The sequence below is a fragment of the Ectobacillus sp. genome (genome assembly GCF_056992975.1).
Genome location: NZ_JBXKMX010000293.1, coordinates 1 through 11,872 on the forward strand (window position 1 = coordinate 1; position 11,872 = coordinate 11,872).

The window sequence follows — 11,872 nt, forward strand, 5'->3', positions numbered from 1 at the left end:
CATTCAATTTTATAATTACGAGCGATTACAAAAAAGACTAAACGGCCTTAGCCCTTTAGAATATAGGGCTAAAGCCGTCTAGCAGCGTTTATTTATTTCCGATGTCTACTTGACAGGGGTCACTTCATTCGTTTGGAACCCTCTTTGTTTATGCGTACGGTTTGTCTTGATAGGAAAAATTCGGCGTTACTTGTTCATTGAGATAAGATTTATGGAAGATGTGCGTTGTTGCCGGTGAAACTGGAGGAATGAGCCAAGTCCAATCTCCCTTGACCTCTCTACGTGCTTCGTCTTCCCCATTTTCAAATAGCTGAAATTGTGCTGCGGCCGTATGATGGTCCACGATGCTAACTCCTTTTTCTTTGAAAGAATGAAGAACTGCAATATTGAGCTCAACTAACGCTTTATCCTTCCATAGGCTTGCTTGTCGAGACATATCCAAATCTAATAAAGAAGCTACTTTCGGCAGCATATTATAGCGAGTTTCATCTGCTAAATTCCGAGCTCCAATTTCTGTTCCCATATACCAGCCATTAAACGGAGCGGCTGTATAAGTAATACCTCCTATTTCAAGCTTCATTTCACTAATCATAGGAACTGCATACCAACGTAGTTGTAAATCTATAAACCCTTCTAACTCTGGATGCACAAGAGGTACTTCAAGAACAAACTCACGAGGAATATTATACCAAATAGGTGACTTGCCACCGACTGCAATAACAATTGGCAAAATATCGAAATGGGTTCGCTCACCGCGCCACCCAAGCCCTTCGCAAACACGAGTAAAAGCAATAGAAGACGAATCACCGATTATTCCATTCTCCGTTTCATACCCTGCATAACGAATGATTTGATGATTCCAAATCCGTACCCGCTCCTGGTTGCTTTCTTTTTGCTGAAATATCGTAATTGTCGGTCTGATTTTCCCATCATTCGTGGCATATGTAACATGTTCCAAAAGAGCATCAAATATTTCGTCTTCTTGTTGTAGCGTCCTCTTATCGAATACCGTTAATGTATTCCAAAACAATCGTCCGATACAGCGATTACTATTACGCCACGCCATTCGTGCACCATGTTCTAGTTCTTCAAACGTATGCTCATAATAGCCATATTTGTCTATCATCTGCTCAATTTCATGTAACCGTATTTCACGTTCTTCTTTCGATTTATCTAATTCCCTATAACAGGTTGTAATAAACTGTTCTGCTTCGTGAAAAAGTACATGTTTCGTATACACGTGATCCTCCTTCATGATGTATTTCTTTGTTTCATTATATATGACCAGTTCTTTCGACCATACTAGTATATATATCTGTCACATTTTTATCATATTTTCAATTCTAAAAAAACAATTGTTATATGATTTATCCTATTCCTTATCTTTCTCATATAACTTCAGATTTACATATACACTTTGCAAAGTAGGTGCAGCAATTCCGTTTGCCTCTGCTAATGATAGTAAATATCCTTGCAATGCTTCTACCTCTACAGATAGACCCTTTTCCATATCGCGCAGCATAGAAGATTTCATACTATAGCCCATTTCTCCCATGGTTTTCATTTGCTTTTCTTCGATATTATCTATAATGGGAGCTTGTACCACCCTCATGATTTGTGCTGTTTCCTGTAGTAGACTTTCAATCAATTTTACTCCTCTATTGACCTCTCGTATGGGACCAATCGATCTTTGAAACAAAGTAGTCACGCCAGAGAATGTCGTAATAAACAAATATTTATGCCACATATCACGGAGAATGTTGTCACTCACGCTTATCATGGCCCGTGTATCTTGAAATGCCTTTTCTATATTACGAATTCTCTCCGTTCTTTCCCCGTTCCATTCGCCGAATACAAATCGATGAATGGGACTCGTTTGAATGACATGTCCTTCACTTGACAAAGTAGATTCAATAAAACATAACCCACCTATTACAGATTCCTTCGAGAAGGCGTTCGTTAACATATCAATATGCTGCATACCATTTAGCATCGGAATAATAACTGTTTCCTTATGCACATACGGTTTTATATCTTGTATCGTTTGCTCTAAATGATAAGCCTTAGTTCCAATAAGAATTACATCAAACGCACCAGGCTCACCTGCTGCGATTAATTTCGGATGAATAACTGCATCTCCGTGAACACTTTTTACATGCAATCCCCTTGCTTGCAGCTGCGTTTTTCTTTTTTCACGAACTAAAAATGTGACATCTTCACCCTTTTCCGCCAGTCTTGCTCCGAAATATCCACCTACTGCTCCGGCACCCACTACTAAGAATTTCACGGATCCATCCCCCTTACAAAAATAAAAATTATGCTTTGTAAAATCAATACTTAGCATCATTATATCGGTGATAACTGATAGGATACAACAAAAAACGAGAGAGAAACCTTATTCGCTTCCCTCTCGTGCATATTCGCTCCTTGTTATTTCTTTTCGCCAAACATTCTTGCTCGTAAGTTATGAAAGGCTAAATACATAATTGGTACAATTACCAAAGTTAAAATTGTACTCGTCGTAAGCCCTGAAATTACGGTAACCGCAAGTGACTTTGAGATTAATCCGCCTTCTGATGAAAGAGCAAGCGGCGTTAGTGCTCCAACCGTCGCAACCGCAGTCATTAGAATGGGACGAATTCGTTTCATGCCTGCTTCCATTAGCGCGTCATACGTTGACATTCCAATTGCTTCGTTATGCTTCACGCGGTCAACTAGAACAATGGCATTCGTCACAACAATACCAATTAACATCAATATCCCTACTAAGGCTGGCATTCCAAGTGACTGTCCTGTCATAAATAAACCGAGGACGACACCTACAAAAATAAATGGCAAGGAGAACATTATGGCAAATGGAGCAAGCATTTCGCCAAATGTAATCATCATGATTACATAGACGAGGATAATGCTAATTCCTATCGCAGCAAACATATTTGAAAATCCTTCATTAATTTGTTTTGCCTCCCCTTCAAATGAATAGCTAACGCCAGTCGGAACAGAGACTTTGGCTACTGCATTTTTAATGTCAGTTTGTACCTGACGACTATTATCTGTTGTAAAAGTACCTGAAATGGAGACATAATCAGCTTTGTTCAAACGTTGAACCGAGGTAGGTCCCGTTGTTTGCTCAACCTTAGCTATATCTCCAATGGTAACATCTTCACCAGTCATACTCGTTACCTTTTGCGCAGCAATTGCGTCTGTTGATTGCAAAGCATCGGTTTTTAGTCCGAGATTAATATCTGTTGTTTTTCCATCAAGCGACATCGTAGAAATGGTGGAACCAGATAGCATATCACGAATTGCACCTGAAACAGAGGCAGGATATACCCCTTTTTCGGCTGCTTTTGCATTATCAACATTTACGGAAATTTGCGGACGAACAGCTTTAACATTGGATTTCACATTGGCAATTCCCGATACTTTTTTAATAGTCGCTTCGTAATCAGCTGCTGCGGCAGAAATGGTTTTCGCATCAGGACCTGTAATAATCATAGCTAAACCTCCACCGCCCGGAGAGCTGCCTGTTGCAGTTAACGTTGTCATACTATCTTTTCCAAGCTGTTCCGTATTGTCTCGAACCGCGCGCTCAAACGATTTTGTATCCACGTTATCTTTTAATGTAATTTGCGTGGAAACTGTCGCGCCGTTCACCACCGTTTCATAATTATCGACTTGTTTTGTATCTGCAATGATTTTTTCAAGCTTTGTAGCAACTTCATTTGTTTTATCTATAGACGTACCGATTGGCATCGTTACAGAAGCATTATAATATTTCGTTGCTTCGGCCGGAAAGAAATTCACTGGGATTTTCGATGCCAGTAATCCAGAACCAACTAATAGCAACAATGAAATTCCTACTACGATCCATTTTCGACGAAGTGACCATTGTAATGCTATGCGGTATACATTTTCTAACCAACTGTCTTTATTCTCGGACGACTTCATATTTAATAATGTTAATCTCGAAAGGACGGGAATTACCGTTACCGCAACGAGTAAAGAAAATGAGATGGAAATAACGACGCTCCAAGCAAATGGCGCAAAAAACTTTCCTACGATACCAGGAACAAAGGCAAGCGGAATAAATACCGCTACGGTTGTTATGGTAGAGGATGAAATCGCATGAGATACTTCACCAGTTGCTTCCATAATGAGATTTTGTGTACGTTCTTCCTCGCCTGCATGTCGGATGCGGCGATACAAGTTTTCAATAACCACAATACTGTCATCCACGACACGCCCAACTGCGACCGCAATTCCGGCAAGTGTCATCATATTAAGCGTATATCCCATTTGCTTTAATAGAATTAAGGTAATGAAAATCGATAACGGAATCGAAAGAATCGCAATGATTGTGGTACGAATGTTCCGCAAAAATAACAATGTTACGACAGCTGCAAGAAGTGCACCAAACAATGCTTCTCTCATCATACTATTTACAGACTGCTGAATTTCCTTAGATTCATCACGCAGGGTCGTGAATGAATAACCCTTTGGCATCGATATCTTTGCAAGCTGATCATTCGTTTTCTTTACAATATCAACCGTATTCGCATCTGTATTTGGAATAATACCGACACTAATTGCTGGGTGTCCATTCAACCTTGTTATCGTGGATTGCTGCTCGTTTGCATAGGTTACATCCGCAATATCCGATAATGGTAAGGAACGAATCGTTAATCCTCCCATTGACACAGAAGAATTAGAAGATGGTGTCGTTTGTGAGCCACTTTGCTGCACGCTTTGTAAAGATTGCTGACTCGTACTAGATAAACTTGTAATCGCTGCTTGTAGCTGCTTCATCGAGTTTTGTAGCTCTGTAAGCTTTGCTTCTTCTCCTGCTATTTTTTGATTGAGTTGATTCATTTGCGTCGCTAAATCGCTGCTTGCTTTTGCTAGTTGTGGATTCGTAGGATTCGCCTTTGCTTGAGCAGAGGTAGTTGCTGCTTGTGACTGCAGAGCCTGCAACTGAACTTTATCTGCTTGTATTTGTCCAGATAACTGCGTTATTGCTCCAGATAACTGAATCTCTTGTTGCATCAATTCTTGTTGCTTTGAATTGATGCCAACCGTTTTACCTAAACCACCTACCGCACTTCCTAATGTATTCATGCCTTGTCCTATGTTTGTGAAGGCATCCTGTAACCCTGAAGTATTTTGCTGTGTTACGATAATCGGTGATGCCTTAATTTCATCTATGTTTGAATATTGCTTTCCGACTTGCACAAGCATTGTTTTATCATTCATCGTCACTTCCCCAGTTGGAGCCGTAACATTATTCGCAAGCAATGCTTGTTTCACCTTATCAAGCGTAAGATTTTGCTGTTTAAGCTTTTCTGGATCTACTTTAATAAATACCTTCTTTGCTGAAACACCATCTATTTCTATATCTGCTATTCCTTGAACAGATTGTAAGCTTGGTTTTATTTTGCTATCTGTAAATGCTTGGACATCATCAATAGACGCCCCACCGCCATCAACTGCGAATAAATATACAGGCTGCGCACTTGGACCTTTCCGTTGCAGTGGCATTGCTTTCGCAGTGTCAGGTAACTTTACTTTTGAAATCGCACCATTCACATCTGATTCTGCTTGGTCCATTGATGCAGAAAGAGAAAATTCAATCATTACATTGACGTTATTTGCCGATGAGGTAACATACAAATTTTGAACATTTTTAATCTTTGACAGCTGTTCCTCTAATGGTTTTCCGATATCTTCAAGTGATTGATTTGGAGTGGCACCCGGATATTGGACTTGAAAGGATAAATACGGAACATCGATACTCGGATACTTTTCTTGGTTCATCGTTCGTGCAGAGTAAATGCCCCCCGCAAAAACGAGAGCAATGATGATAAAAATGAATCCTACATTTTTCATAGAAAATTTAGTTATAAAATTCATGAACCTACTCCTTTTCTTTAGAAAGTTGAGAGTTGGAATGGGTAAAACCTAAGGCTCCGTATAGGACAAATCTTGTTAATTCATCAAGCAATGCTTCTTTCGAAGGAAAATCTCTTCCAATTTGTTTCAAATTGCGTTTATAGTCATTCGCTAAACCCCAAATCATTGTTGTAAGTCCAATGCTTAAAAACGTTCCATTTGGTAAAGACATAGGTATAGTCCGATCCATTGTTTGAATATGTCTTACCTTTTGTGCAATTAACTCCGGTTTTTGCGTTTGCATGAGGCGCTTCTGAAACAATCTACCTAGCTCTTCATCATGAAGCGATTCAGTAAATAAAATATTGAATGCATCTAAATTATGAAAAATCAGTTCAAATCGATGCCGTACCATAATTGCAATGATATCTTCCAATGTGTTTACATCTTCTAGCTGGGGTAACCAAGAATCAATTTCTCCTTCGATAAGCGGCAGCAGGCAGGCAATAAATATTTCTTTTTTGTTCTTAAAGTGTTTATATAGCGCGCCTTCGGATAATTGAACACCTTTCGCAATATCAGCAATTGTAGTTCCGGCAAACCCTTTTTTTGCAAACAGACTGAGTGCCTCCTCAACAATGCGATCCTTAGTAGGCTTTTGTGTCATATCTCTCTCCTTTTGAATAAGTAAATACTTACTTACCAAATATATCGACCACTTCTTTTTTTGTCAACGAGGGAATCTTACCTTTTACGTAAAAACAAGATGCAAAAACATTAATAATTGTTAAGATTTGTATAGGATTAATTTTAAGGGTTTTTCCCTAAGACAGATTATGTAATGATAGAGAGGACAATAGTAAGAATCAGTTTCACGGAACACGTTATTATCCCATCTTATCAAGAACGAGATGTTCATCACCTTTCAATATTCCTTATTCAAAAAGAAGTTATTCCAAAAATACTTTTACAACGATTCACATCAAAAAGGTTCATTAAAATATTCCACTAGCCTATGTGATTATGTATCAACTCTATTTGTTAGATTGCTAAATCTTCTTTTGTTTCAAACCACATTATGAAGTATAGAGGTGAACCCGATGTTGAAAAAATATATTCCATTCCTTGTTTTTGCTAGCTGGTTCTTCTTATTTATTATCTTACAGCAAGCAGGGCTTACGCATATGGATCAAGCTTTCGTGCAAAAACTGGTTACTTCCCATAACCAATGGAAGTCATTATTATATATTGCACTATTTATAATAAGAATCATTACCTTTATACCTAGCATTGTTTTTATGATTGTAGCAGGATTTTTGTTCTCGCCATTGCAGGCATTTTTGCTCACCACTTTCGGATTATTTCTTTCTGAAACACTTGTATTTATTTTAGCAAGATTGCTTGTAGGCACGGAGATGTATCAAGGGATTGTTCAGAAGTATCCACGAATGCTTTATCTTTTAAAGCGTTACAATATTCAATTTCTAATGCTTGCTGCCCTATGCCCCATTGCCCCTACTGATGTCGCTTGCTTTCTCACAGCAGCCACAAAAATGAAATACATAAACTATATAGTAGCTGTAGTGGTAGGAAACCTTCCGATGATGCTATTGTACAGCTTTCTTGGATCTTCCATCGTAACATCAGCGCCGCTCACGATTGGAATTAGCATTGGCATTTTTGTTTTCACATCTGCTTCTTATATCCTTTGGAAAACTTGGAACAAAGCAGTTGAAAAATCAAATGCTCCAATATAGAATTGTGATTTATAAAATTCATTCCTACTATCAGGAAAAAAGTGGAGTAATTAGAACCAACAAAGCTTAATTTTGAAAGGAAACGAGGAGAAATTGACTTGCTGGAAACAAAATAACGCATTGTGAAATATCACAATACTTCCACTACAGAGGACACATAGAAAATCTCTTAAATATTTACGTATCTTTACCATCTTACTCCTAATGATTCTTATTTTTCACTTTATTATAGACATACGGAATGAACAAAATGAGCCCGTATAATACCATTGCAATGACAAATTGGATGCTCCATATGTTTCGTAGTGAATTTCCTACGAAATTCGCTACGAAAATACCTGGAATAATACCAATATAAGTTGCCGCTATGTAATCACGTGCTTTCACCTTCGAGAGTCCCATTCCATAATTAATGCTATCGAACGGAATAAACGGAATCAGACGGATATACAAGACCACACGAAATCCATTCTTTTCGATTTGGTCGCTAATTGTTTGTCTTTTATGTTTTTCTAGAAAGTTCTTAATTCTTTCACTTTTAATCTTCCTTGCTATGTAAAAAGCGACAACAGCACTATTTCCCGCTCCAATAATATTTAAAAGAACGCCAGTCACTGCACCAAATGTATAACCACCAAACAGCGTAACAGGGAGCATGGGGATAAAGAAGACTGGGCGAATAGTATAGGCGAGAATAAAAAGTAGCATGCCTAGGATTCCTTCCTGCCTCATCCAATGACTAAGAAAATCTACGTTCAGTTTAACTAGTATATCTGTGTCATATGCAATACATAGGCTGAGGATAACAAACAATAGTAATACAATGAGGGATTTATTTTTCTTCCATAACCTCTTCAAGTAGGTTACTCCTCTCTATGATGCTTTCGTATATGATTACGTTACTATATTTTTCATAACTATACACGATATTTTTTATAGTACTTCTATGTTCTACTCTGATCTTATTTAAATATAAAAAGGACTAGCCTTATGCTAGTCCTTTTTACGAAAAAAATCACACTAATTTCTTTCGTATATATCCGGAAATCAAATCTATGAGTGTTACCATAATAATAATCCCGAGTAATATAATTCCAACTCGTGACCAGTTACGTGAGCTAAGTGCAAAGATGAGAGGTGTACCGATTCCTCCTGCACCAATTACCCCTAGTATCGCAGCAGAACGAACATTGATTTCAAATCGATACAGTGTATAGGATAGAAAATCTGGCAATACTTGCGGCAGCACCGCATACCATAGAACCTGTATTTTATTTGCACCAGTTGCAATAAGTGCTTCGGTTGGGCCCAAATCCATATTTTCAATAGACTCTGAGAATAGCTTTCCTAGCATACCAATAGAATGTAATCCAAGGGCTAGCACACCGGCGAAAGAGCCTGGCCCCACGGCTTTAATGAAGAGAAGCGCCATAACGATTTCGGGAAATGTCCGTACGAAGCTGAGCACAAATTTTCCTGACCTAGAAATGGCCTTTCCTTTGCTCATATTGTTTGCTGCCCAAAATGCAAACGGAACACATAACAGGCAAGAAATAAATGTTCCTAGCACTGCAATGGCAAGTGTATCAATCAAACCATGAACTAAGTCTTCTCCATCAGGAAGCAGCACATAGCTCCAATCTGGGTGAACAATGCCTGAGAGGATTGAATTTGTAATTTGACCTGCTGTTGGTTTAATTCCATGAATGGGCATTCCTGAAAATGCCCATACATAAATAAGAGCTAGCACTGCAACAATACTCCAACGATATAAACTTATTTTTCTAGTTTTTTGTATCATTTTCGAATTAGTAGTCATAGCAGTTTCTCCCGTAAACTTGTACTAACGTAATCAATGAGCAACACGATGATTAATGTATAAATAATAATAGAAGAGGTTTGCTGATATTGTAAGAATCCTAACGTTTGCTCATAATACAAACCAATTCCTCCTGCTCCTACTAATCCCAACACAGCTGCAGCTCTAACATTTACTTCAAACGTATATAGTACGAAGGAGATAAACTGTGCTGTAATTTGCGGAATAATCGCATAAAAAATCCATTGAATCTTATTTGCTCCAACGGCTGTCATGGCCTCTAATGGTCCGTTATCAATCGCTTCTATTGCTTCATATAATAGCTTAGCAATCAGGCCTACCGAAAAAGCAGTTAGGGCAAATATACCTGGCAAAGACCCTATCCCAAATATTGCTACAAAAATGGCGGCAAGAAGTATATCTGGTACCGTACGAATTAAATTTAAAAGAAACCTAGCTGATCCATACAAAATAGGAGATGAAACAATATTATTTGCTGCAAGTAGAGAAAGTGGAACAGCAAGAATGGCACCAAATGTAGTACCAAGAATAGCCATACGCAAAGTATCAAGCATAGCACTTGTTATCTTGGAAAAATAATTCCAATCAGGAGGTACCATTTGTTTTAGTAAATCCACCATATTTGGTAATCCATCTAATAACTTTGAAAGCGAAGCATCAACTTGAATTCCACTTCCGAAAAATAATAAAAGTAACAAAATAGCCGTAAATGTATGCTTTAGCTTACGAGGTGGAGTAGGTATGTTTTTTGTTGTAGTACCGCTCATTTGGCAACCTCTCCTAATAACTCATCTTTGTCGATGGGACGACCATAAATTTCAGCAAACACCTCATCCGTTGCTTCCTCTACGGTTCCATCAAACACGATTTCTCCTGCACGTAAGCCAATGATACGCGTTGCATATTCTCTCGCTAAATCAATAAAATGTAAATTCACAACGGTAGTTATACCCAAATCTTGATTAATTCGCTTTAAATCATCCATCACTTGCTTTGTCGTGAGAGGGTCAAGAGATGCAACCGGTTCATCTGCAAGAATCACCTTTGCCTCCTGTGCAAGTGCTCTGGCAATCGAAACCCGTTGTTGCTGCCCACCGGATAATTCATCTGCACGAGAATATGCTTTTTCTAAAATATTTACTCGATCAAGAGCATTCAGAGCTAGCTCTACATCTTGGTTTGGAAACAATCCAAGCACCGTGCGTAATGTAGAGTGATACCCAACGCGACCCGATAATACGTTTCGTAGTACAGAAGAACGCTTTACGAGATTAAAGCTTTGGAAAATCATACCGATATCACGGCGAATGTGGCGAAGCTCCTTTCCCTTTGCAGCTGTAATCGATTTTCCATCAATACTTATTTCACCAGTTGTAATCTCATGAAGACGATTAATTGAACGAAGTAGTGTTGATTTACCCGCACCAGAAAGTCCTACAATAACGACAAATTCCCCTTTATTAATTGTAAAGTTAAGTTTATTTAAACCGACTGTCCCGTTCGGATATACTTTCGAAACATTATGAAACTCAATCACGTATGTGCCCTACCTTCTATTAAATATGAACATATGATTTCCTCTTTAACTAGAAAAATGGCTAACCGTATTACATGTCAATCTAACACGCAATACAGCTGGCCATATTCAATATCATGGAGAGTAATTTCTTAACAAGTACAATTATTTTGTTTTTACTTTTGTATTATACTGGCGTACGATATCGAACTTGCTATCATCCGATTTTACGTAGCCTTCATGAGAATAAATATCTCTAATGATTTTTTGACTTTCTGGATCCTTACCAAGATCAATGAATGCCTGTTGAATTTTTTCTACCCAAGCTTGATCCATATCAGACCGAACCGAAATTGTGTCATTCGGGATTTTTTCTGTGAACTTAATGATTTGCGTTTGTTCAAATACTTTCGGATAGTCTTTTTTCACCGTATTACGTGCATCTTGGAACACAACTGCTGCATCTACATCTCCGTTTAATAGAGCAATAATAGCTTGGTCATGACCCTTTAACGTTACTGGTTGTACATCTTTTAATGGATCGATTCCTGCATCCTGAAGGACAGCTGCAGGCCATACATATCCAGCAGAAGAAGTTACGTTTTGGTATCCAATCTTCTTACCTTTTAAATCTTTAATATCTTTAATTGGAGAATCCTTCTTCACAAGAAATTCTGCTTTATAGAAATCTACTAAATCTTTAGTAGGTTGACCTGTCGCATCATCCACACCAAAACGTTGTGCTTGAAGTGCTACGTTTGCTGCTTTCTTATCATGCGCTAAAACGTAAGCAGTTGGAGGTAAAAATCCAACATCTACTTGTTTAGATGCCATCGCTTCAATGATAGTGTTATAATCAGTTGAAACGCT

11 protein-coding genes are annotated in these 11,872 nt (G+C 38.2%); 2 read left to right on the plus strand and 9 right to left on the minus strand.

The window, feature by feature from the left end; genetic code table 11:
- Position 1 precedes the first annotated feature (1 nt).
- Positions 2 to 82, plus strand: coding sequence for an IS3 family transposase (locus AC11ZT_RS13355; RefSeq protein ID WP_484060080.1), 81 nt, complete (start codon positions 2 to 4; stop codon positions 80 to 82).
- Between the two features lie 66 nt (positions 83 to 148).
- On the opposite strand, the gene AC11ZT_RS13360 is transcribed toward AC11ZT_RS13355, so the two are convergent.
- The 4 genes from AC11ZT_RS13360 to AC11ZT_RS13375 form a co-directional block, all read right to left on the minus strand.
- Positions 149 to 1,240 (minus strand): nitric oxide synthase oxygenase, encoded by a 1,092-nt coding sequence (locus tag AC11ZT_RS13360; RefSeq protein WP_484060070.1) that lies wholly within the window; start codon positions 1,238 to 1,240, stop codon positions 149 to 151.
- A 132-nt stretch (positions 1,241 to 1,372) separates the two neighbouring features.
- Positions 1,373 to 2,287, minus strand: a complete 915-nt coding sequence (locus AC11ZT_RS13365; protein WP_484060071.1) for a ketopantoate reductase family protein — start codon at positions 2,285 to 2,287, stop codon at positions 1,373 to 1,375.
- A gap of 143 nt (positions 2,288 to 2,430) precedes the next feature.
- Positions 2,431 to 5,910, minus strand: a complete 3,480-nt coding sequence (locus AC11ZT_RS13370; protein ID WP_484060072.1) for an efflux RND transporter permease subunit — start codon at positions 5,908 to 5,910, stop codon at positions 2,431 to 2,433.
- Positions 5,911 to 5,914: 4 nt separating this feature from the next.
- On the minus strand, positions 5,915 to 6,556 hold the full coding sequence (locus AC11ZT_RS13375; RefSeq protein ID WP_484060073.1) for a TetR/AcrR family transcriptional regulator: 642 nt from the start codon (positions 6,554 to 6,556) through the stop codon (positions 5,915 to 5,917).
- Positions 6,557 to 6,989: 433 nt separating this feature from the next.
- Between AC11ZT_RS13375 and AC11ZT_RS13380 the strand changes: the two genes are divergently transcribed.
- Positions 6,990 to 7,646 carry a TVP38/TMEM64 family protein gene (locus AC11ZT_RS13380; RefSeq protein WP_484060074.1) on the plus strand — a complete coding sequence of 219 codons (657 nt, stop codon included), beginning with the start codon at positions 6,990 to 6,992 and terminating at the stop codon, positions 7,644 to 7,646.
- Between the two features lie 201 nt (positions 7,647 to 7,847).
- On the opposite strand, the gene AC11ZT_RS13385 is transcribed toward AC11ZT_RS13380, so the two are convergent.
- The 5 genes from AC11ZT_RS13385 to AC11ZT_RS13405 form a co-directional block, all read right to left on the minus strand.
- A complete protein-coding gene (locus AC11ZT_RS13385; protein ID WP_484060075.1) occupies positions 7,848 to 8,504 on the minus strand; it encodes a TVP38/TMEM64 family protein in 657 nt (218 codons plus the stop codon).
- A gap of 157 nt (positions 8,505 to 8,661) precedes the next feature.
- Entirely contained in the window at positions 8,662 to 9,465 is an 804-nt protein-coding gene (phnE, locus tag AC11ZT_RS13390) for a phosphonate ABC transporter, permease protein PhnE (RefSeq protein ID WP_484060076.1), read from the minus strand.
- Positions 9,462 to 10,253 (minus strand): phosphonate ABC transporter, permease protein PhnE, encoded by a 792-nt coding sequence (gene phnE, locus AC11ZT_RS13395; protein WP_484060077.1) that lies wholly within the window; start codon positions 10,251 to 10,253, stop codon positions 9,462 to 9,464. The genes phnE (AC11ZT_RS13390) and phnE (AC11ZT_RS13395) overlap by 4 nt, the downstream gene beginning before the upstream one ends.
- On the minus strand, positions 10,250 to 11,023 hold the full coding sequence (gene phnC / locus AC11ZT_RS13400) for a phosphonate ABC transporter ATP-binding protein (protein ID WP_484060078.1): 774 nt from the start codon (positions 11,021 to 11,023) through the stop codon (positions 10,250 to 10,252). Before phnC ends, phnE (AC11ZT_RS13395) begins: the two co-directional genes overlap by 4 nt.
- Before the next feature lie 144 nt (positions 11,024 to 11,167).
- A partial coding sequence (locus tag AC11ZT_RS13405; RefSeq protein ID WP_484060079.1) for a phosphate/phosphite/phosphonate ABC transporter substrate-binding protein occupies positions 11,168 to 11,872 on the minus strand: 705 nt, incomplete at its 5' end.